The sequence below is a fragment of the Streptomyces sp. NPDC004788 genome (assembly GCF_053601115.1).
This window is the reverse complement of record NZ_JBSGBF010000121.1, coordinates 1-20,754: the sequence shown is the minus strand read 5'-3', so window position 1 is coordinate 20,754 and position 20,754 is coordinate 1. Positions and strand designations below refer to the sequence as shown.

Genomic DNA, 20,754 nt, shown 5'->3' with positions numbered 1-20,754 from the left:
CTATCGGCGCCTGACCGCGTGGCTGGCCACGCTCGCCGGCCGGGTGGGGTGCGGGGGGTGTGGTACCGTCCGCGGGTGGTGGGGCCCGGGGGCCGTGTCGCCGCGGGGCCCCTCTTCCACTGCCCGGCCGGTCAGGGCCCGAGCTGCACCCGGTCAGGGCCCGATCGGCGCTCGATCAGCACCCGATCAGTCCTCGATCAGTGCTCGATCAGTGCTCGTCGGCCAGGATCAGGTAGAGCTTCTTCCGGGCCTCGTTGATGACCTCGACGGCCTTCTGCCGCTGCTCGGCGCTGCCGGTCTTCCAGACCTGCCCGAACGCCTCCATCAGACCGAAGCCGGCCTGCCGGATCTCGTTCACGGCCTCCCAGTCGACGCCACGGCCGGCCTCCTCCCACGGGGCCTCCGGTCCCGACTCGGCCTCCTCGCGGCCGGTGTCGGTGAGCGTGAACAGCTTCTTGCCACCCTCGCTCTCGCTGGCGATCAGCCCCTCGTCCTCCAGCATCTGGAGGGTCGGGTAGACCGAACCCGGGCTGGGCTTCCACGCCCCGCCGCTGCGCTCGACGATCTCCTGGATCATCTCGTAGCCGTGCATCGGGCGGTCCTTGAGCAGCGCCAGGATCGAGGCGCGCACATCGCCGCGCCGCGCCCTGCCGCGCCCGCCGGGGCCGCCCCGGCCGCGGCCGCCGAAGCCTCCGCCGCCCCAGGGACCACCGCCCCACGGGCCGGGCCCGAAGCCGCCGAAGGCCGCGCGCCGCCCCTCGAAGTCACCGCGAGGGCCGGGCCCGCAGTACCCACGACCGGGTCCGCCGTGTCCGTGCATGTGCTCGTGTCCATGTGTACGCATCGCAACGCTCCTTCCATCGGGATTCATCGTTGAACTGTCGCGATGCTTCAACGATATATCGGAACTGTTCGTTTGCCAACACCCTGGCCGACGCCCCGGCCGACACCCGGCCGGCCCCGGAACGGGCACGCGATCGGTCCAGCTGGATCGAATTGGCCTTGGCCTGCGGTTTTCCGCGTCCGGTACGTTCCGGGCCATGCGGATTCGAATCGTCGACGCCTTCACCGACCAGCCCTTCTCCGGCAACCCGGCCGGAGTCCTGCTCCTCGACTCCTTCCCGGAGGACGCCTGGCTCCAGCGGGTGGCCGCCGAGGTCAACCTCTCCGAGACCGCCTTCGCGCACCCCCTGCCGCCGGGCGGCGAGGCGGACTGGGCGCTGCGCTGGTTCACCCCGGCCACCGAGGTCGACATGTGCGGCCACGCCACCCTGGCCACCGCGCACGTCCTGCACACCACCGGCGCCGCGACCGGCACCGTCCGCTTCGCGGCCCGCTGCGGGATCCTGCTCGCGACGGCCGAGACGGACGGCACGATCACGCTCGACTTCCCGACCTCGTCGCTGACGCCCGTGGCCGCGCCGGAGGGCCTGGCCGCGGCGCTCGGCGCCGAGCCCGTCGCCGTGCACAACACCGCCGCGCACATCGGCGACCTGGTCGTCGAGCTGGCGGACGAGGCGACCGTGCGCGGTCTCACCCCGGACTTCGCGGCCCTGCGCACCCTCTCGGAGCGCGGCATCATCGCCACGGCCGCCGCGGACGACCCGGCCGGCGGCTACCAGTTCGTCTCGCGCGGCTTCTTCCCGGCCGTCGGCATCGACGAGGACCCCGTCACCGGCAGCGCCCACACCGCCCTCGCCCCCTACTGGTCGCGCCGCTTCGGCCGCGACGACCTCACCGGCTTCCAGGGCGGCGCCCGCACGGGCCTCGTCCGCACCCGGCTGCGCGGCGAGCGCACGCTCCTGAACGGCCACGCGGTCACGGTCGTCGACGGCGAACTGCACGCCTGACCCGGACACGCGAGAAGGGGCGTACGGCCGATGCCGTACGCCCCTTCTCCCGTTCGCGCCCGCTCAGACGGTGGGCAGCCAGCCCACCTTCCCCGCGAGCAGCCCGTAGCCGACGAAGGCCACGATGTCGAGCAGCGCGTGCGCGACCACCAGCGGCCCCACCCGGCCCCAGCGCCGGTACAGCCAGACGAAGACCACGCCCATGACCATGTTGCCGACGAAGCCGCCGACGCCCTGGTAGAGGTGGTACGAGCCGCGCAGCACCGAACTCGCGGCGAGCGAGGCCCGCGGGCTCCAGCCCAACTGGCCGAGCCTGCGCAGCAGATAGCCGACGACGATCACCTCCTCCAGGACGGAGTTCTGGATCGCCGAGAGGATGAGGACCGGGTACTTCCACCACACGTCCGGCAGCGACTCCGGCACCACCGTGAGGTTGAACCCGGCCGCCCGCGCCACCAGGTAGAAGGCGAGCCCGGCGCTGCCGATGCCGGCCGCCACCAGCGCCCCGCGCCCGAGGTCCGGCCACGGCCGGGTGCGGTCGAAGCCGATGACCTTGAGCCCCCGACCGCTCTCGCGCAGCAGCAGATGGGCGACGAGGGCGACCGGCACCAGGGCGGTCGCGATGCCGAACAGCTGCCAGGCGAGGTCGAGCCAGGGCCGCCCGGGCGCGTACGAGCCGTTGAGCGTGGCCGCCTGGTGCTTCAGGGCACCCGGCTTGGTCAGCGCGCCGATGAAGCTGATGAGCGCGGACACCCCGCTCGCGCCGAGCGACAGCGCGAGCACGAGCAGGGTCTCGTCGCGCAGTATGCGGCGCGGCAGGCCGTCGGGAGGCAGGGAAGCGTCCACCACTCGTTGCTCCGACACCACACCTGTCTCCCATTCCCCTCGCGTACCGGGTACGGGAACCCTACCTACCGAGCCTGTGTGCCGCCCTCGGTCCCCACCGCCCCGCGCCCGGCCGGCTCGACGCCCACCTGCTCGACGCCCACCGGCCCGATGCCCGCCGGCCACGTGTGCACCGGCTCACCGGTCAGCATCAGCTCCCGGTAGCGCCGGGTGGTCGCGGCGAGCGCGGCCGGCCGGTCGAGTCCGGAGTCCAGGTACCGGTGGAAGGTGTCGGCCTGCCAGGAGGCACCGTTCACCCGGCGCCGGCAGCGCTCCTCGATCACGCCCAGGTAGAAGTCCCGGTCACGCGGCTCGATGTGCCAGGCGTCGAGCCCGGCGGCGGCCAGCGGCAGCAGTTCGTCCAGCACCAGCCGTACCGCCGGCACCGTCGCCGTGCCTCCGGAGCGGCCGGAGCGGGGCCAGCGCAGTTCGGCCTCGATGCCCTGGCGGCACGCGGTGTCGAAGTTGTGCTCGGCGTCCGCGAAGTTCATCCGTTTCCAGACGGGCCGGGACTCGTCGGCGAGCGTGCGCACCAGGCCGTAGTAGAAGGCGGCGTTGGCGACGACGTCGGTGACGGTCGGCCCGGCCGGCAGGACCCGGTTCTCCACCCGGAGGTGCGGGACGCCGTCGACCCAGCCGTACACGGGCCGGTTCCAGCGGTAGACCGTGCCGTTGTGCAGCACGAGTTCGGCGAGCTTCGGCACTCCGCCCTCGTCGAGCACGCGCAGCGGGTCCTCGTCGTCGCAGATCGGCAGCAGGGCCGGGAAGTAGCGCAGGTTCTCCTCGAAGAGGTCGTACACCGAGTCCACCCAGCGCTCTCCGAACCAGGTGCGCGGCCGCACGCCCTGGGCCTGGAGCTCCGGCGGCCGGGTGTCGGTGGCCTGGGTGAACAGCGGCGGCCGGGACTCGCGCCACAGCTCGTGGCCGAAGACGAAGGGCGCGTTGGCGCCGACGGCTATCTGCACGCCGGCGACGGCCTGCGCCGCGTTCCACACGGAGGCGAAGCGCGGCGGGGTGACCTGGAGGTGCAGCTGCACCGACGTACAGGCCGCCTCGGGCGTGATCGACGCCGGGGTGCACCGCAGGTGCTCGACCCCCTGTATGTCGAGGATGAGGTCCTCCCCGCGGATGGCGAGGATCGTGTCGTTGAGGAGCGTGTAGCGGTCGGCGGCCGAGAGGTTGGCGGCGACGGCGTCGTCCTCGGTGAGCGTCGGCAGGATGCCGACCATCACGACTCCGGCGCCGGCCTCCCGGGCCTTCCGGTCGGCGTATCCGAGTCCGGTGCGCAGCTCCTCCGCGAGCCGGTCGAATACATGGCCGTCGAGCCGGTGCGGGGCGATGTTGACTTCCAGGTTGAACATGCCGAGTTCGGTCTGGAAATCGGGGCTGGCGATGCGGTCGAGCACGGGCGCGTTGAGCATCCTGGGCAGGCCGTCCTCGCCCGCCAGATTCAGTTCGATCTCCAGACCGATGAGATTGCGGGGGCGGTCGAACCGTTTCTCCGCGAGCAGCCGCGCGAGCGCGGCGAGACATTGCTGAAGCTTTCTGCGGTAGCGCTGCCGGTCGGACGGGCCGAACATCTCGGCCACGACCTTCTCACCCATCGAAGCGTCCCTCCCCGAGCGGGCAGCCGCCACGACGGCCGCGAGCGTCTCGGAGCATGATGCCCAGCCGACTGATCGACAACGCCTGCGGGGACGAGGTGTGAACGGATAGTCTGGAGTGGCTTTCTCCGGAGGCAGTCCCCGAGGGCATCGGGCAATGGTCATATACCAAAGTCATATTGTCCGGTGGAGTCGAACAGGAGACCGTCGGGATTCGGCCGACCCGCTCGGGCGGCAGAAGTGCTGGCAGACGTTCCACCGGACGCATGCATTCCATCGAATCACCGTGGGAATACGACTGAATGACGCCTTGTCAGGAATATCGGTGGCGCCTAGCGGAAACACTGCGTGAACACGTGTCGTATAAACTCCGCGCACGAGTCAGAGTGTTGGCGCACGGCCATGCACCCATGGCCCCCCTCTCTGGCCCCGTCGCTGACAGCGCTGTCGTACCTGCCCACGCTGCACCCGTGTCTCCTGAGTGAGAGGCGACCCATCATGCTCCGACCCTCCCCGGCCCCCGCGCCGGCCCTCCGCAGTGTCCTCGCGGCCCTCGGCTCGCCCTCCGCGGTCCGCGAACCGCGCACCCCGGCCCTGCGGGCCGCACAGGGGCCGCTGAGTCCCGAACTGCCACTGCCCGTGCACGTGCTCGGCGTGCCGGACATCGCGGAGCCGGCCGGACCGCCGTCGCACACCCGGCTGGCCGGCTGGCGCTTCCTGATCCGCAACGGGGAACGGGCGATCGCCGCCGCGGACACCATGCTCACCCCGGACGGCTGGACCTTCTCCCACTTCTTCGAGGGCCCCTACGTCACGGCGACCGAGCGGGCCCTGATCCAGGCCGAGGCGCTCGGCACCCCGTACCAGCCGCGACTGCTGTCCGTACCGGGGCTCTACATGCTGACGTTGTGGCTGCACACCGACACCGAGGCCGACGGCGCCACCACCGTCCCCGCCCCGGCCGACCTCCTGGTGCCGCTGTCCCCCGCACCCCCCGGGATCGCCGCCGACCGCCCTTACCGGGTGACCGACCTGCTGCCCGTGATCGGCATGCGGCTCACCCCGCCGCCGCTGCTCGGCTCGGCCGCCACGGCCTGAGCCGGCGCGACCGGCCCGCCCGGGCGCCCCGGAGCCGTACCGCGGCTCCGGGGCGCACTGCTGTCCGAGCCCCTGCCCGTTCGGACTAGCCCGCTCGGACCACCCCGAACCCCCCGAAGTAATGGTGCAGTTGGCGTGAACCGCCCCTGCGGGTGATGCGTCCTCAACGAAGAGGACGAGCTGCCGCGAAATACCTGCGGAACGTCGTCCGTGCGGCAAGACTGGGCACCGGAACCGAACCGACCGACGGGGGCGGCCATGACCGTGAAGAGCCGCAGGACATCCACCACGACGCAGCGAAAGAATCCACCCATGTGCCAGCACCAGCCTGCCTGTCCCACCGCCGACTCCGCCGACCGGGAGGCCGCCCGCCCTGTGGCGCACCACCCGGAGCAGGGCTGGAGCCTGCTGTGCAACGGCGTCCTGCTCTTCGAGGACACCGGTGAGCTGCTGCCGGACGGGCAGATCGTCGCGCCGCACCGCCCGCTGACGGCGGTCGGCGTGACGACGGCGGCCTGACGGCCGTCGGCCCCGCACCGTACGAGGGACCACGAGGGACCACGAGGGAAAAGCCGAGGGCCGGCCCGGAGAAGATCTCCGAACCGGCCCTCTTGTCATGCGCCGTGCGGCGTCACGCGCCTCGGGTCGTACGCCCCGGGGGGCTCAGCCCTCGTACTCGTCCAGCGGCGGGCAGGAGCAGACCAGGTTGCGGTCACCGAAGGCACCGTCGATGCGGCGGACCGGCGGCCAGTACTTGTCCGCGGCCGAGACGCCGGCCGGGAAGACGGCCTCCTCGCGGGTGTACGGGTGGTTCCACTCGCCGCCCAGCGCCGCCGCCGTGTGCGGGGCGTTGTGCAGCGGGTTGTCCTCGGCCGGCCACTCGCCGGAGCCGACCTTCTCGATCTCGGCGCGGATCGCGATCATCGTGTCGCAGAAGCGGTCGAGCTCGTACAGGTCCTCGGACTCGGTGGGCTCGATCATCAGCGTGCCGGCCACCGGGAACGACATGGTCGGGGCGTGGAAGCCGTAGTCGATCAGGCGCTTGGCGATGTCGTCGACGGTGACGCCGGTCGCCTTGGACAGCGGGCGCAGGTCGACGATGCACTCGTGGGCGACCAGACCGGCCGGGCCGGTGTAGAGCACCGGGTAGTGCGGCTCCAGGCGCTTGGCGATGTAGTTCGCCGCGAGCACGGCGACCTGGGTGGCGCGCTTGAGGCCCTCGCCACCCATGAGGCGCACGTACGACCAGGAGATCGGCAGGATGCCGGCCGAGCCCCACGGGGCGGCCGAGATCGGGCCGACGCCGGTCTCCGGGCCCGCGGTGGGCTGGAGCGGGTGGTTCGGCAGGTACGGGGCGAGGTGCGCGCGCACCGCGACCGGGCCGACGCCCGGGCCGCCGCCGCCGTGCGGGATGCAGAAGGTCTTGTGCAGGTTGAGGTGCGAGACGTCGCCGCCGAAGTGGCCCGGCTTGGCGAGGCCGACCAGGGCGTTGAGGTTGGCGCCGTCGACGTACACCTGGCCGCCGGCCTCGTGGACCAGGCCGCAGATGTCGGCGACGTGCTCCTCGAACACACCGTGCGTGGACGGGTAGGTGATCATCAGCACGGCGAGCTCGTCGCGGTACTGCTCGATCTTGGCGCGCAGGTCGTCGACGTCGACCTCGCCGTCGTCGGCGGTCTTCACGACGACGACCTTCATGCCGGCCATGACGGCGGAGGCGGCGTTGGTGCCGTGCGCCGAGGACGGGATGAGGCAGACCGTGCGCTGCGTGTCGCCGTTGGCGCGGTGGTAGGCACGGACGGCCAGCAGACCGGCCAGCTCGCCCTGGGAGCCGGCGTTCGGCTGGATCGACACCTTGTCGTAGCCGGTGACCTCGGCGAGGCGCTCCTCCAGCTCGGTGATGAGCGTGGCGTAGCCCTGCGCCTGGTCGATCGGGGCGAAGGGGTGGATCTGCCCGAACTCGGGCCAGGTCACCGGCTCCATCTCGGTGGTCGCGTTCAGCTTCATGGTGCAGGAGCCGAGCGGGATCATGCCGCGGTCGAGCGCGTAGTCGCGGTCGGCGAGCTTGCGCAGGTAGCGCAGCATCGCGGTCTCGGAGCGGTGCGCGTGGAAGACCGGGTGGGTCAGGTACGCGTCGGAGCGCAGCGCGTCGGCCGGCAGCGCGTCCTCGGTGACCGCGTCCAGGGCCTCGATGTCGGCGTCGACGCCGAAGGCGGCCCACACCGCGGCCAGGTTGGCGCGCGTGGTGGTCTCGTCACAGGAGATCGAGACGGTGTCGGCGTCGGCGCGGTACAGGTTGACGCCGGCCTCGCGGGCGGCGGCGACGACCTGGTCGGCCTTGCCCGGGACGCGGGCGGTGACGGTGTCGAAGAAGGCGCCCTGGGTGAGCTCGACGCCACCGGCCCGCAGACCGGCCGCGAGGATCGCGGCGTAGCGGTGGGTGCGCTGCGCGATGCCCTTGAGGCCGTCGGGGCCGTGGTAGACGGCGTACATGCCGGCCATGACGGCGAGCAGCACCTGCGCGGTGCAGATGTTGCTGGTGGCCTTCTCGCGGCGGATGTGCTGCTCGCGGGTCTGCAGGGCCAGGCGGTACGCCTTGTTGCCGTCGGCGTCGACGGAGACGCCGACCAGGCGGCCGGGCAGCGAGCGGGCGTGCTTGTCCTGGACGGCCATGTAGCCGGCGTGCGGGCCGCCGAAGCCGAGCGGGACGCCGAAGCGCTGGGTGGTGCCGACGGCGATGTCGGCGCCGAGGGAGCCCGGCGAGGCGAGCAGGGTGAGCGCGAGCAGGTCGGCGGCGACGGTGACGATCGCGCCGAGCTCGTGGGCCTGGTCGATGACCGGCTTGATGTCGCGGATGGCACCGGAGGCGCCCGGGTACTGGAGGAGCACACCGAAGACACCGCGCTCGGCGACCTCGGCCGGGATGCCGGCGGACAGGTCGGCGACGACGACCTCGACGCCGGTGGGCTCGGCGCGGGTCTCGATGACGGCGATGGTCTGCGGCAGGGCGTCGGCGTCGATCAGGTAGACCCCGCCCTTGACCTTGCCGACACGGCGGGAGAGCGCCATGGCCTCGGCGGCCGCGGTGCCCTCGTCGAGCAGCGAGGCGCCGGAGGTGGGCAGGCCGGTGAGGTCGGCGACCATGGTCTGGAAGTTGAGCAGCGCCTCCAGGCGGCCCTGCGAGATCTCCGGCTGGTACGGCGTGTAGGCCGTGTACCAGGCGGGGTTCTCCATCACGTTTCGCAGGATCACCGGCGGGGTGAAGGTGCCGTAGTAGCCGAGGCCGATCATCGGGGCGAGGACCTGGTTGCGGTCGGCGAGGGCGCGCAGCTCGGCCAGGACCTCGGCCTCGGTGCGGGCGGCGGGCAGCGCGAGCGCCTCGGCGTTCTTGATGACGTCCGGCACGGCGGCGGCCGTGAGCTCGTCCAGGGAGCCGTAACCGACCTGGGCGAGCATCTTGGCCCGCGCCTCGGCGTCGGGTCCGATGTGCCGCTGCTCGAAGGGAATGCCCTGCTCGAGCTCGGAGAGCGAAATGCGGTTGGCGGTCATGCTGCGGGGGCCTCCTGGTCGTCACGACCTGCGAGGGGCACCACGGCGCGGGTGCCCGGACGGCCTCCCCCTCTGTCATCAAAACCTGAGAGCTTCACCGGCCTGCCGCGCGGAGCGGGGCGAGCCGGCTTTCACCGTCGGTGAGAGCGGATGCCGTCCGACGCCCGCACTGCTTTCCAGAGTGACCTCGTCCGCGCGGTACAGGGGCCTGAGAGATTCCGGGGAGGATTTGCTCCTTCGGCGCCTCCGAAAGGATTCTCCGGAGGACTCTCCCGCGCGGGGTCGACAGCCACAGCCAGCCTACCAGCGCGGATCCTTCTTCCTTCGCTCAAGTGGCCGACATCCCAGATGTGCACTTTCGTAGTGCTTGTAGAGCAGTTGCGACCAGTTGGAGGGACCGTGCAGACCGACATCGATCCGCGCAGCCTGATCGGCCGCAAGGCGTTCGACCGGAACGGACACAAGATCGGCACCGTGGACGAGGTGTACCTGGACGACGCGACCGGTATCCCCGAATGGGCCGCCGTCCGCACCGGCCTCTTCAGCCGCGACGCGTTCGTCCCCCTGGAGCCGAGCGAGCTCGCCCCCGACGGCCTCCACGTCCCCTATGAGCGCTCCCTCATCAAGGACGCCCCCGACTTCGGAGTGGGCCGCCACCTCTCCCCGGCCCAGGAACTCCAGCTCTACCGCCACTACAGCATGACCCTGCCCCCACCCCCGGCACCGGACCAGGACAGAGACTTCGGCAGGGTGGCGGGGCAGGAGGAGGTGTAGGGGGCGCGAGGAGCAGCGGGGCGCACGCTGGAGTGACGGCTTGGTGGCCCAACGGCGTTCTGCCTGGGCACCAGGCATCGTCGCCGTTCGCGCCCCGATCGGGCCGCCAGGGCCGTCAGGCCGACGCCCACACGCCCACAGGCCGGCAGGCCGACATTCCGCACGCCCGCAGGCCCGCAGGCCGCCAGGCGAGGCCCACACGCCCACAGGCCGCCAGGCCGCCAGGCCGCCAGGCCGCCAGGCCAGCCCTACCGGCCGGACGCCGACACCCTGCCACGCCGCAGCCGGCGTCCTGCCGGGCGGTACAGCCCACGGCGCCGCGGCCGCCGACGGCGGGTGCGGCCCGCGGGAGGACCCGCACCTCTGTGCACTCTGTTGTACGGGTGGTGCGGGTGGGCACCCCAGCCCGGCCGGAGGCCGGGCGCACCCCGGGCGGCCCGCACCCGCGGGCTACACCACCGCCCCGCCCTCCACCAGCGGCAACGGATCCGACGCCGCCAGCTCCGGGTCGTCCACCGCGAACGTCCGCACCCGCCCCGGCGCCGACCCCGGCTCCTCGAAGCGGACGGTGACCCGCCCGACGCCGCTCCCCTGCACCCATCCCGCCCCGTACACGGCGTGCCGCACGTCGTGCCCCGGAGCCCACCGCCGCTCGGCGGTCTCGGTGGCGGTCGGCGGCGCGGCCGGCATCTCGACGGCCGCCTCCGCCGCCGCCCCCGCCTCGGGCTCCGACACTCCCTCCGCCTGCCCCGCTTGCCCCGCCTGCTCCGCCTGCCCCGCCTGCCCCGCCTGCGCGAACAGATCCTCCTGCGTGTAGTCCGCGAGCCCGCTCACCCCGACCCCCAGCAACCGCACCCCGCCCGTCGTGTCGACCACGTCGAGCAGCCGCGTCGCCGCCTCCCGCACCACCACCGGGTCGTCCGTCGGCCCCCGCAGCGTCTCGGACCGGGTCAGCGTCGAGAAGTCGTACCGCCGCACCTTGAGCACGATGGTCCGTCCCGAGTGCCCGGAGCCCCGCAGCCGCGCCACGCACCGCTCCGCGAGCCGTTCCACCTCCAGCCGGATCCGCAGCCGGTCGTGCAGGTCCACGTCGAAGGTGTCCTCGACGGACACCGACTTGGCGTCCCGCTCGGCCACCACGGGCCGCTCGTCGTGCCCGAGGGCCATCCGGTAGAGCCCGGCCCCGTGCGCCCGCCCCAGGAGCCGTACGAGCTCGTCCTCGCCCGCCTCCACGATCTCGGCCACCGTCGTGATCCCGGCCCGCCGCAGGTGCTCGCCGGTGGCCGGCCCCACCCCTGGGATGATCCGCACCGAGCGCGGCCCGAGCAGCTCCCGCTCCGTGCCGGGCTCTATCAGCACGAGCCCGTCGGGCTTGGCCTCCTCGGAGGCGATCTTCGCGAGCATCTTCGTACCGGCGAGCCCGACCGAACCGGTGAGCCCGGTCGTCGCCAGGATGTCCCGCCGCAGCCGCTCCCCCACCGCCCGCGCGCTCGCGCTGTCGTCGGCGACGCCACCGGCCTCCAGGTCGACGAATGCCTCGTCCAGGCTGAGTGGCTCGACGAGTGGCGAGAGCCGCCCGAGCAACTCCATGACCTGCCCGCTGATCGCCCGGTAGAAGCCGAAGCGCGGCACCAGGTACGCCGCGTTCGGCGCGAGCCGCCGCGCCTGCCCCATGGGCATCGCCGAGTGCACGCCGAAGCGCCGTGCCTCGTACGACGCGGTGGCGACCACCCCGCGTGGCCCGAGCCCGCCCACGACCACGGGCTTTCCGCGCAGGCTCGGCTTCGACGCCTGCTCGGCGGCGGCGAAGAAGGCATCCATGTCGAGATGCAGGATGGTGGGAGCGGCTCTCACGGTTCCGATGCTGCCCTACGCCACTGACAATCGGCCCGTACGCCCGTACGAGCGCGCCCCTGAGGCCGGCCCCGCAAGCGGTCCGGACCGCGCTCAGACGGCCCTGTCCCGGCGCCGGCGCGCCAGCTCGTCCGCCGGGTTGTGTCCGATCAGCGTCTCACCGGTGTCGACGCGCTCGCCGTGCAGCTGCGAGAGCGCCGCCTCGACGTCCCGCCAGACCACGCCCACGGCGATGCCGAAGACGCCCTGCCCGCCCTGGAGCAGGGACACGACCTCGTCGGGCGACGAGCACTCGTAGACGGTCGCGCCGTCGCTCATCAGCGTCATCCGCTCCAGGTCGCGGAAACCGCGGGCCCGCAGGTGCTGCACCGCCGCCCGGATGTTCTGGAGGGAGACCCCGGTGTCCAGGAAACGCTTGACGATCTTGAGGACGACGACGTCGCGGAAGCTGTAGAGGCGCTGCGTCCCGGAGCCGTACGCGGGCCGCACGCTCGGCTCGACGAGCCCGGTGCGCGCCCAGTAGTCCAGTTGGCGGTAGGTGATGCCGGCCGCCGCGCACGCGGTGGGTCCGCGGTAACCGACGGCGTCCGAGCCGACCGACGCACCCGCGCCCGTACCGGAGTGACCCGAGTGACCGGAGTGACCCGAGTGACCGGAGATATCAGAGTTGCCGGAGTCGCCCACACTGCCGTGAAGCGGATACGGGCCCGCCTCCCCGGGCGCACGCCCCAGGAAGCCCCCTGCCGTACCGTCGCCGCTGCTCATCACGCCGACCCTCCGTCCTTGACCTGCCCACACGAAGGTAGGCAGTCACCCGGGGTGCGTCAACGATCGCCACACTCGGCACGCCGAGTGATAATCACCCTGAGAGTGGTTTCCCGTGCCCCACTCCGGGGAAAGGCTACTCGAATGCTCCTGGGGCGCTCCGCGCCCCGGCCCCGTCGGCCCCGCCTACTGGTTGCCGGTACCGAAGTCCTCCGGCGAGATCTGGTCGAGGAACTCGCGGAACTTCTCCACCTCGTCCTCCTGCTCGTCCGGAATCGCGATCCCCGCGTCGTCGAGCACCCCGTCACTGCCGAAGATCGGCGTGCCGGTGCGCAGCGCGAGCGCTATCGCGTCGGAGGGGCGGGCGCTGACCTCGACACCGCTGGCGAAGACCAGCTCGGCGTAGAAGACCCCGTCCCGCAGGTCCGTGATGCGGACTTCGGTGAGCTCCTGCCCCAGCGCCTCCAGCACGTCCTTGAAGAGGTCGTGCGTCAGCGGCCTGGCCGGGGCCATGCCCTGCTGGGCGAAGGCGATCGCGGTCGCCTCCCCCGGTCCGATCCAGATGGGGAGGTACCGGTCGCCTCCCACTTCGCGCAGGAGCACGATCGGCTGGTTGGAGGGCATTTCCACCCGGACACCCACAACGTCGAGCTCGTTCACACAGCAACCCTAGGACGTGCCCGACCGGTTTGGGTAGTCGGGCCGTCCCCCGCTCACTGCAGACGGACCCCGAGGGCGGTCTGGACCAGTGCCGCGTGCAGCCGCACGGAGAGCCCGGCGAGTTCCTTGGCGGTGGCCTCGGCGTGGGCCCTGGTCTGGGGGTTACGGTGCCGACGCAGCGGCGCGACCATCTGTTCGACCAGCCCGGCCTCGCGGTCGGCGGCGGCCTTGACGGCCCGCAGGTGACGGGGTTCCAGACCGAATCTCCCCAGATCCGCCACGAGTCTGGCGACGGTGACGGCCTCGGCGTCGTAGCCACCGCCCGCCACCTGGGTGATCAGCCCGTACGACTCCCACTCGGCGAGCTCGGCCTCGGTGACCTCCGCGGCGGCGAGCAGCTCGGCGCGGCCGACGCGGGCCGCCGTGGGCCGGTCACCGTCCGCCTCCCGGGCCCCGTCGAGGAGGTCCCGCTGCGGGCCGGGCGCGGGCAGCTTGATCTGCTCACCGCGCTCGAGCGCGTCCAGGTGCTCGCGGATCACCTTCAGCGGGAGGTAGTGGTCCCGCTGCATCCGCAGGATCCGGGCGAGCCGCTCCACGTCCCGCGGGCTGAACTTCCGGTACCCGGAGGCCGTGCGCTGGGGCTCCACGAGCCCCTCGGCCTCCAGGAACCGGATCTTGGAGATGGTCACTTCGGGAAACTCGTCACGCAGCCGGCTCAGCACCGTGCCGATGCTGACCAGCCCTTCGCCCGCGGCGGCGGTGCCGAGGCCGGCACCGCCCGTCGCTGTACGCACCATGGACCTTCCCTGAAGGTTCTCCGGGGCGTCACACGCCCCGCTGGCTCGCGAAGAACACGAGCCGGTACTTGCCGATCTGCACCTCGTCACCGTTGGAGAGCACGACCGAGTCGATCGGCTCGCGGTTGACGTAGGTGCCGTTGAGGCTGCCGACGTCCGACACCGTGAAGGTGCCGTCCGGCTGGCGCCGGAACTCGACGTGGCGGCGGGAGACCGTCACGTCGTCGAGGAAGATGTCGCTCTGCGGGTGGCGGCCGGCCGTGGTCAGCTCGCTGTCCAGCAGGAAGCGGCTGCCAGAGTTCGGACCGCGGCGGACGATGAGCAGCGCCGAACCGGACGGCAGCGCCTCGACGGCCGCCAGGGCCTCGGGCGACAGCGCCGGAATCTGGCCGGTGACCTCGGCGTCGTACGCCTCGAGCCCCGAGATGGAGATCGTCGAGGTCGTCTCGGAGGCACGCTCCGGAGTCACCCCGCCCCGCAGCGGCGTACCGCAGTGGGAGCAGAAACGGCTGTCCGCCGTGTTGCGGTGACCGCACCTCGTGCACACCGGCATGGACGCGTCCTCCTGCCGCGGCTGTCCCGCGGAGGTCTGGGTCGCGTACGGGTCGGGGGTGAACCCTCCACCCGCACCTGAGGTTGATGCTTCCCCGAAACCTATGCGCGCGGCACCGGCAGGGTCAACAGACGACGCGCCCGGTGCGCCCGGAATGTCGCCACCCTGGCCACCGACCTCGTCGCGGAAGAGCGGGCGCTCCGCGCCCTGTTCCTCGCTCTGGGCGTTCCGCGGCGCGCGATGCCTGGCGTTGCCGCCGTCCTCGCGTCCGCTCTTGCCGAACAACTTCGCAAACAACTTCACGGGCGATTCCCCTTGACCGAAACAGACCCGCCCGTGGGGCAGGACGAACCCTGACTGAACACACCTGCCGACCCGGACATCTTCACAACGTCCGTGGCCACTCGACAGTTTCCACCACGCACCACCCTTGTGGTGCGGCGACCCCCCGCAAGGTCATGCCCTTGCCGTGCGGCCGCCATCACACCCCTCACTGCGAGGACGACCGAGCGTAGTCAGGCCGCTTCGCAGGCCGCAAGGCGTCGACGACGATCTTCCCGGAACGCTCCACCGTGACCGTGGCCTGCTCCTTCTCCAGTGTCTGAACGATGCCGCCGGGGATGTTGAGCGCGGGCTCCAGATCCTCCGGCTTGCCGATGACCTTGAAGACGTACGGAGCGGCCACCTGCGTTCCATCGACCTTCATGTCGCGTCCGCTGCCCGAGAAATAGCTGTCGGCGACCACGCGCACGTCGTTGACCTGGATCGCCTCGGCGCCGGCCGCGCGCAGCTCCTGGATGGCGTCCAGCAGCATGTCCGACTCCACGGCGCCGGAGGAGTCCGTGATCGTCATCGTGATCCCCGGGCCCTCGGCGGCGACCGTACCGGCCAGGATGCCGAGCTGCCGCTCCTTCTCCTGGGTCTGCTTGCGCGCCTCCTCCGCCTGGTCCGAGCTGGACTCCAGCTCCGAGCGCTGCTTCTCCAGGCGGGTCTTCTCGTCCTCCAGGCGCTGCGTGCGGTCGTCGAGCTCGTCGAGGATGCGCACCAGGTCCTCCTGGCGGGCGCCACGCAGCGCGCTGTTGTCGCTGGTCGACCGCACCTGGATGGCCAGGCCGAGGCCGAGCACGAACAGCAGCAGCGCGACGACGAGTTGGGCCCGGCTCACCCGCGGCGGCCACAGCGCGGCGGCCAGCCGCTGCCGCCCGCTGACACCGGCCTCGGCCTGCGGCTGAGGCTCCGGCTGCGGCTCCGGCTGCGGCTGCTGGCGCTGCGGCTGCGGTTGGCGCTGCGGCGCCGGAGGCTGCAGCGGCGGCTGAGGCTCGGACTTCGGCGGCTGAGCCTTGGGCAGCTGGGGCAGCTGGGGCGGGGACATCGGCTGCCGGGGCTGCTCGGCCGCACCCGCACCCTCGGCCGGCCTGTTGCCGTTGTTGCCTTCGGCACCGCTGATGTCGCCGGTGCCGCCGTGGCCGTTGTCGCCGTTACCGCCTTCGGCACCGCTGATGTCGCGGTTGCCGTTGTTGTCGTTCTGTTCGCTCATCGGCCTCACGCCCGGAACACATGCCGCCGGATGGCGGCCGCGTTGGAGAAGATCCGGATGCCGAGCACGACGACCACACCGGTCGACAACTGCGCGCCCACGCCCAGCTTGTCGCCGAGGAAGACGATCAGCGCCGCCACGACCACGTTCGACAGGAACGACACCACGAAGACCTTGTCGACGAAGATCCCGTCGAGCATGGCGCGCAGGCCGCCGAAGACCGCGTCGAGGGCGGCGACCACGGCGATCGGAAGATAGGGCTCGACCACCGCCGGAACCTCGGGCCGGACGAACAGTCCGACCACGACTCCCACGATCAGGCCCAGTACGGCGATCAAGATGTGCCCTTCCCTGTGTCGGCCGTGGCCCGCCCGGTGGCCTTCGCCGCCCCGGCTCCCCTCGGCACTGCTGTACGTACGATCAGACTCGGCGCGGCCGGCAGACGCACGTCGCCCTCCGCCGAGATGCTGGTACGGATCCCGAAGTTCTCCTGCAGCGCGTGCAGGTACTGCCCGTCGGCGCTGTCCTGGAACGTGGTGCTCAGCCGCTGCCCGTCGCCGACGGCGAGGATCGTGTACGGCGGCACCAGTGGCTTGTTGTCGACCAGTATGGCGTCGCCCGCGGCCCGGATCGCCGACAGTGCCGTCAGCCGCTGACCGTTGATCGAGACCGCCTCGGCGCCCGACTCCCACAGCCCGTTGACGACCCGCTGCATGTCCCGGTCGCGCACCCGCCCCGTGTCCGAGAAGCCACTGCTCTCCCGCGGGCCGCCACCGCCCGTGTCACTGCCCTTGGCGTCGTCCACGACCAGCTTCACGCCCGGCCCGTGCACCGGAGTCGCGCCCGAGAGCAGCGCCACCAGCTCCGCCTGGTCGCCGCCGTGCTGCTCGAGCGCCTTGCGCTGGCGCTCACCGACCTCGGTCCGCAGCCCCTCGACGTCCTGTTCGAGACGGTCCGCCGCAGAGGTCTCCGAGTCGATCCGGTTGATCAGATCCTGCCGCTCCTTGGCGACGACCGGCGCGGACACCCGCGCCTCGGCGGCGCCGAGGGTCACCACGGCCGCAGCGAGCACCAGGCCGGCCGCCAGACCGAGCTTCGCCCGTACGGTACGGGGCAGGCCGCCGCCCTCCGCCGCGCGCCGCGCCGACGCCTCGGCGTAGCCGTCGTCCACGGCGTGGTCGATCACGTTGTTCAGCAGCGACATGGACGCGTCCGGGCGCGGAGGTGGCGATCCTGTGCTCCGAACGGGGGGCTGCTGCGACATGCCGCACATCGTCGCACGTCGCACGCCCTACCGCCGAATGGCCCCACCGGTGGGCCGGGCGGCATCCATGGGTACCGCCCGGCCCACCGGCCTCGTCAGGGCCGGCTACGTCAGTGACCTGCGCTGTCCACCACGGCCGACCATTCGTCGAGCAGCGCCTGCGCCGAGGCGTCGTCGGGCCCCTCGGCCCACAGATGGGTGACGGCCTCCGCCGGGTCCGGCAGCACCATCACCCACCGTCCGTCGGCCTCCACCACCCGCACGCCGTCGGTGGTGTCGACGGACCGGTCGCCGGCCGCCTCCACCACCCGGCGCATCACGAGACCCTTCACCGCCCACGGCGTGGCGATGTCCCGCTTCAGCACATGGGCCCGCGGGATCCGCGCGTCGATCTGGCTCAGCGTGAGCTGGGTCCGCGCGACCAGACCGATCAGCCGCACGAAGGCGGCCGCCCCGTCGAAGACGCTGCTGAACTCGGGCACGATGAACCCGCCGCGCCCGTCGCCGCCGAAGATCGTCGACTCCTCGCGGCCGACCCGGGTCAGGTCGTCCGGCGAGGTCGTCGTCCACTCCACCTGCGTGCCGTGGTACGCCGCGACCTGCTCGGCGATCCGCGTGGTGGTCACCGGCAGCGCGACCCGCCCGGACCGCCGCTCGGCCGCGACCAGGTCGAGCAGCACCAGCAGCGCCCGGTCGTCCTCGATGATCCGGCCCCGCTCGTCGACCAGCGAAAGCCGCTCGCCGACCGGGTCGAACCGCACGCCGAACGCGGCCCGCGCCGACGCCACGATCTCCCCGAGCCGGACGAGCCCGGCCCGCCGGCTCTCCGCGGTCTCGGTGGGCCGCGACTCGTCGAGCCCCGGGTTGATCGTCAGCGAATCCACCTGCAGCCGTCCGAGCAGGCTGGGCAGTACGAGCCCGGCACTGCCGTTGGACGCGTCCACGACCACCTTCAGACCGGCCTCCGCGATCCCGGAGGTGTCCACGTTCCGCAGCAGCGAGCCGGTGTACGAGTCGAAGACGCTGGCCGGGAAGGACAGGTCGCCGATCTCGCCCGGGAACGCCCGTCGGTATTCCTGACGTGCGAAGACTCGGTCCAGTTTGCGCTGCCCCGCCTGCGACAGGTCCGCGCCCCGTTCGTCGAAGAACATGATGTCGACGGAGTCCGGCACGCCGGGCGAGGTCCGCACCATGATTCCGCCGGCACTGCCCCGCGCCGTCTGCTGCCGAGCCACCGGCAGCGGCACGTTCTCCAGGTCGCGTACGTCGATGGCGCTGGCCTGCAGCGCCGAGATCACGGCCCGCTTCAGCGCCCGCGCACCCCGGGAGTGGTCACGGGCCGTCGTGACCGTCGCGCCCTTCTTCAGCGTGGTGGCGTACGCGCCGGCCAGCCGCACGGCCAGCTCGGGCGTGATCTCCACGTTGAGAATGCCGGACACGCCGCGTGCCCCGAAGAGGTGGGCCTGTCCGCGGGACTCCCAGATGACGGACGTGTTGACGAAGGCGCCGGCCTCGATCGTCTTGAACGGGTAGACCCGCACATTGCCCTGCACGATCGATTCTTCACCGATCAGGCACTCGTCGCCGATGACGGCCCCGTCCTCGATCCGGGCCGCCCGCATCACATCGGTGTTCTTGCCGATGACGCAGCCGCGCAGATTGCTCTGCTGCCCGATGTAGACGTTGTCGTGCACGACGGCCTTGTGCAGGAAGGCGCCGCTCTTCACGACCACGTTGGATCCGACGACGGTGTGCTCGCGGATCTCCGCCCCGGCCTCCACCTTGGCGTAGTCGCCGATGTAGAGCGGTCCGCGCAGTACGGCGTCCGGATGGACCTCCGCTCCTTCGGCGACCCAGACGCCCGGGGAGATCTCGAAGCCGTCGATGTCGACCTGGACCTTGCCCTCCAGGACGTCGGCCTGGGCCTTCACATAGCTCTCGTGGGTGCCCACGTCCTCCCAGTAGCCCTCGGCGACATAGCCGTAGATCGGCTTGCCGTCCTTCATCAACCGCGGAAAGACATCACCCGACCAGTCGACCGGAACGTCCGCCTCGACATAGTCGAAGACCTCGGGCTCCATCACGTAGATGCCCGTGTTCACCGTGTCCGAGAAGACCTGCCCCCAGGTCGGCTTCTCCAGGAATCGTTCGACCTTTCCCTCCTCGTCGACGATCGTGATGCCGAACTCCAGCGGATTGGGCACCCGGGTCAGACAGACCGTGACGAGGGCGCCCTTCTGCTTGTGGAAGGCGATCAGATCGGTGAGGTCGAAGTCGGTGAGCGCGTCCCCCGAAATGACGAGAAAGGCGTCGTCCTTCAACGCCTCCTCGGCATTCTTCACGCTCCCCGCGGTGCCGAGCGGCTTCTCCTCGTTCGCATAGGTGAGCTCCATTCCGAGCTCTTCACCGTCTCCGAAGTAATTCCGTACGAGAGAGGCGAGGAACTGCACGGTGACGACGGTCTCGTTGAGACCGTGCCTCTTGAGCAGTCGCAGGACATGCTCCATGATCGGCCGGTTCACCACCGGCAGAAGAGGCTTGGGCATGCTCGAGGTCATGGGGCGAAGGCGGGTGCCTTCACCACCGGCCATCACGACGGCCTTCATGTCGGAAGCGTCCTCCTTGAAGAGACGACGGTCCTGCCGACTTCACCTGTCCGCTCAATGGCCCTCGGGGCGTCCTCGATCCCACCGGCGTCGTTGCTCGGCACGGGACGGACGGGCTCAATCGGCCGCGGTATCCGCCTTCACGAGTCGACGGACCTGGACCACGTAGAGGATCCCTGCCCACCAATAGAGAGTTGTACCCCATCCTGCGAAGGCCCACCCGAAAACTTCGGCGAGTGACGCCAGCCACCCGTTTCCGTCACTGAGCAGCAGCAGCGGGAAGGCATACATCAAGTTGAAAGTGGCAGCTTTCCCGAGGAAGTTCACCTGCGGCGGCGGATAGCCGTGCCGGCGGAGGATTCCCACGGCGACCAGGAGCATCAGCTCGCGGGCCAAAAGGGTGAGGGTCAGCCAGAGCGGAAGGATCTCCCGCCAGGTGAGCCCGACGAGCGTGGAAAGGATGTAGAGCCGGTCCGCGGCCGGATCGAGCAGCCGGCCGAGACTGCTGATCTGGTTCCAGCGCCGGGCGAGCTTCCCGTCCAGATAGTCGCTGACCCCGCTGAACGCGAGGACGAGCAACGCCCAGCCGTCACTGTTGGGTCCGCCGAACACGGGCCGGAGGATCAGCCACAGGAAGAGCGGCACGCCGACGAGGCGAGCCATGCTGAGGATGTTGGGGATGGTGAGGACCCGGTCCGTCTGAACGCGAGTCTCCTGGACCTCCACCCGGGGGCCTCCTGTGGGAATGAGCCAACGATGCCCCATGACCTTACCCTCAGCCACCAGGGCGAGGTGAACAGGGGTCACGGTACGCAGAAACGACTCAACCCCCGGACGGAGTCCGGGGGTTGAGTTCAAAAGGAGTTCGGCGGCGTCCTACTCTCCCACAGGGTCCCCCCTGCAGTACCATCGGCGCTGAAAGGCTTAGCTTCCGGGTTCGGAATGTAACCGGGCGTTT

At 71.3% G+C, this 20,754-nt stretch carries 18 protein-coding genes, 1 rRNA gene and 1 riboswitch; of the genes, 4 read left to right on the top strand and 15 right to left on the bottom strand.

What is annotated here, in order from left to right; translation table 11 throughout:
- Positions 1-208: 208 nt before the first annotated feature.
- Positions 209-844, bottom strand: a complete 636-nt coding sequence (locus ACWEJX_RS33700; protein ID WP_451611217.1) for a PadR family transcriptional regulator — start codon at positions 842-844, stop codon at positions 209-211.
- 196 nt (positions 845-1,040) lie between these two features.
- Between ACWEJX_RS33700 and ACWEJX_RS33695 the strand changes: the two genes are divergently transcribed.
- Complete coding sequence (locus ACWEJX_RS33695) at positions 1,041-1,850, top strand: PhzF family phenazine biosynthesis protein (protein WP_451611216.1); 810 nt, start codon at positions 1,041-1,043, stop codon at positions 1,848-1,850.
- A gap of 63 nt (positions 1,851-1,913) precedes the next feature.
- Here the strand turns inward: ACWEJX_RS33695 and ACWEJX_RS33690 are convergent, their stop codons facing one another.
- Positions 1,914-2,699 carry a CPBP family intramembrane glutamic endopeptidase gene (locus ACWEJX_RS33690; protein WP_451611215.1) on the bottom strand — a complete coding sequence of 262 codons (786 nt, stop codon included), beginning with the start codon at positions 2,697-2,699 and terminating at the stop codon, positions 1,914-1,916.
- 62 nt (positions 2,700-2,761) lie between these two features.
- Positions 2,762-4,339, bottom strand: coding sequence for a glutamate--cysteine ligase (locus ACWEJX_RS33685; RefSeq protein WP_451611214.1), 1,578 nt, complete (start codon positions 4,337-4,339; stop codon positions 2,762-2,764).
- A 498-nt stretch (positions 4,340-4,837) separates the two neighbouring features.
- On the opposite strand from ACWEJX_RS33685, the gene ACWEJX_RS33680 reads away from it, so the two are divergent.
- Positions 4,838-5,437, top strand: coding sequence for a hypothetical protein (locus tag ACWEJX_RS33680; protein WP_451611213.1), 600 nt, complete (start codon positions 4,838-4,840; stop codon positions 5,435-5,437).
- 312 nt (positions 5,438-5,749) lie between these two features.
- The gene (locus ACWEJX_RS33675) at positions 5,750-5,956 is read left to right on the top strand and encodes a DUF5999 family protein (RefSeq protein ID WP_451611212.1); all 207 of its coding nucleotides are present in this window, start codon (positions 5,750-5,752) and stop codon (positions 5,954-5,956) included.
- Between the two features lie 144 nt (positions 5,957-6,100).
- Here the strand turns inward: ACWEJX_RS33675 and gcvP are convergent, their stop codons facing one another.
- Positions 6,101-8,986: an aminomethyl-transferring glycine dehydrogenase gene (gcvP, locus tag ACWEJX_RS33670; protein WP_451611211.1), complete on the bottom strand. Its 2,886-nt coding sequence runs from the start codon at positions 8,984-8,986 to the stop codon at positions 6,101-6,103.
- 186 nt (positions 8,987-9,172) lie between these two features.
- Positions 9,173-9,271: riboswitch (glycine riboswitch) on the bottom strand.
- Between the two features lie 114 nt (positions 9,272-9,385).
- On the opposite strand from gcvP, the gene ACWEJX_RS33665 reads away from it, so the two are divergent.
- Positions 9,386-9,760: a PRC-barrel domain-containing protein gene (locus tag ACWEJX_RS33665; protein WP_451611210.1), complete on the top strand. Its 375-nt coding sequence runs from the start codon at positions 9,386-9,388 to the stop codon at positions 9,758-9,760.
- A 450-nt stretch (positions 9,761-10,210) separates the two neighbouring features.
- Here ACWEJX_RS33665 and ACWEJX_RS33660 read toward each other — a convergent pair whose 3' ends face one another.
- The 11 genes from ACWEJX_RS33660 to rrf all read right to left on the bottom strand — a co-directional run.
- Complete coding sequence (locus tag ACWEJX_RS33660; protein ID WP_451611209.1) at positions 10,211-11,614, bottom strand: DNA polymerase IV; 1,404 nt, start codon at positions 11,612-11,614, stop codon at positions 10,211-10,213.
- Positions 11,615-11,707: 93 nt separating this feature from the next.
- Positions 11,708-12,382, bottom strand: a complete 675-nt coding sequence (locus ACWEJX_RS33655) for a MerR family transcriptional regulator (RefSeq protein ID WP_451611208.1) — start codon at positions 12,380-12,382, stop codon at positions 11,708-11,710.
- A 183-nt stretch (positions 12,383-12,565) separates the two neighbouring features.
- Positions 12,566-13,039, bottom strand: coding sequence for a bifunctional nuclease family protein (locus ACWEJX_RS33650; protein ID WP_389217045.1), 474 nt, complete (start codon positions 13,037-13,039; stop codon positions 12,566-12,568).
- Between the two features lie 53 nt (positions 13,040-13,092).
- Positions 13,093-13,836, bottom strand: coding sequence for a transcriptional regulator FtsR (gene ftsR / locus ACWEJX_RS33645; protein ID WP_451611207.1), 744 nt, complete (start codon positions 13,834-13,836; stop codon positions 13,093-13,095).
- Between the two features lie 28 nt (positions 13,837-13,864).
- Positions 13,865-14,800 (bottom strand): FHA domain-containing protein, encoded by a 936-nt coding sequence (locus ACWEJX_RS33640; RefSeq protein ID WP_451611219.1) that lies wholly within the window; start codon positions 14,798-14,800, stop codon positions 13,865-13,867.
- Positions 14,801-14,879: 79 nt separating this feature from the next.
- Positions 14,880-15,761 (bottom strand): DUF881 domain-containing protein, encoded by an 882-nt coding sequence (locus tag ACWEJX_RS33635; protein WP_451611218.1) that lies wholly within the window; start codon positions 15,759-15,761, stop codon positions 14,880-14,882.
- Positions 15,762-15,931: 170 nt separating this feature from the next.
- Positions 15,932-16,264 (bottom strand): small basic family protein, encoded by a 333-nt coding sequence (locus ACWEJX_RS33630; RefSeq protein WP_158985233.1) that lies wholly within the window; start codon positions 16,262-16,264, stop codon positions 15,932-15,934.
- The gene (locus ACWEJX_RS33625) at positions 16,261-17,190 is read right to left on the bottom strand and encodes a DUF881 domain-containing protein (protein WP_451611206.1); all 930 of its coding nucleotides are present in this window, start codon (positions 17,188-17,190) and stop codon (positions 16,261-16,263) included. Before ACWEJX_RS33625 ends, ACWEJX_RS33630 begins: the two co-directional genes overlap by 4 nt.
- 110 nt (positions 17,191-17,300) lie before the next feature.
- Positions 17,301-19,796, bottom strand: coding sequence for a sugar phosphate nucleotidyltransferase (locus tag ACWEJX_RS33620; protein WP_451611205.1), 2,496 nt, complete (start codon positions 19,794-19,796; stop codon positions 17,301-17,303).
- A 117-nt stretch (positions 19,797-19,913) separates the two neighbouring features.
- The gene (locus ACWEJX_RS33615; RefSeq protein WP_403789350.1) at positions 19,914-20,522 is read right to left on the bottom strand and encodes a CDP-alcohol phosphatidyltransferase family protein; all 609 of its coding nucleotides are present in this window, start codon (positions 20,520-20,522) and stop codon (positions 19,914-19,916) included.
- A gap of 137 nt (positions 20,523-20,659) precedes the next feature.
- Positions 20,660-20,754: ribosomal RNA gene (gene rrf / locus ACWEJX_RS33610) — 5S ribosomal RNA — on the bottom strand; the annotation flags it as partial.

Excerpts from the sequence above, each read along its gene's own strand:
- ACWEJX_RS33700 (WP_451611217.1), bottom strand. The coding sequence starts at position 844 with ATGCGTACACATGGACACGAGCACATGCACGGACACGGCGGACCCGGT.
- ACWEJX_RS33695 (WP_451611216.1), top strand. The coding sequence starts at position 1,041 with ATGCGGATTCGAATCGTCGACGCCTTCACCGACCAGCCCTTCTCCGGC.
- ACWEJX_RS33685 (WP_451611214.1), bottom strand. The coding sequence starts at position 4,339 with ATGGGTGAGAAGGTCGTGGCCGAGATGTTCGGCCCGTCCGACCGGCAG.
- ACWEJX_RS33680 (WP_451611213.1), top strand. The coding sequence starts at position 4,838 with ATGCTCCGACCCTCCCCGGCCCCCGCGCCGGCCCTCCGCAGTGTCCTC.
- ACWEJX_RS33675 (WP_451611212.1), top strand. The coding sequence starts at position 5,750 with ATGTGCCAGCACCAGCCTGCCTGTCCCACCGCCGACTCCGCCGACCGG.
- gcvP (WP_451611211.1), bottom strand. The coding sequence starts at position 8,986 with ATGACCGCCAACCGCATTTCGCTCTCCGAGCTCGAGCAGGGCATTCCC.
- ftsR (WP_451611207.1), bottom strand. The coding sequence starts at position 13,836 with ATGGTGCGTACAGCGACGGGCGGTGCCGGCCTCGGCACCGCCGCCGCG.
- ACWEJX_RS33635 (WP_451611218.1), bottom strand. The coding sequence starts at position 15,761 with ATGTCCCCGCCCCAGCTGCCCCAGCTGCCCAAGGCTCAGCCGCCGAAG.
- ACWEJX_RS33625 (WP_451611206.1), bottom strand. The coding sequence starts at position 17,190 with ATGTCGCAGCAGCCCCCCGTTCGGAGCACAGGATCGCCACCTCCGCGC.
- ACWEJX_RS33620 (WP_451611205.1), bottom strand. The coding sequence starts at position 19,796 with ATGAAGGCCGTCGTGATGGCCGGTGGTGAAGGCACCCGCCTTCGCCCC.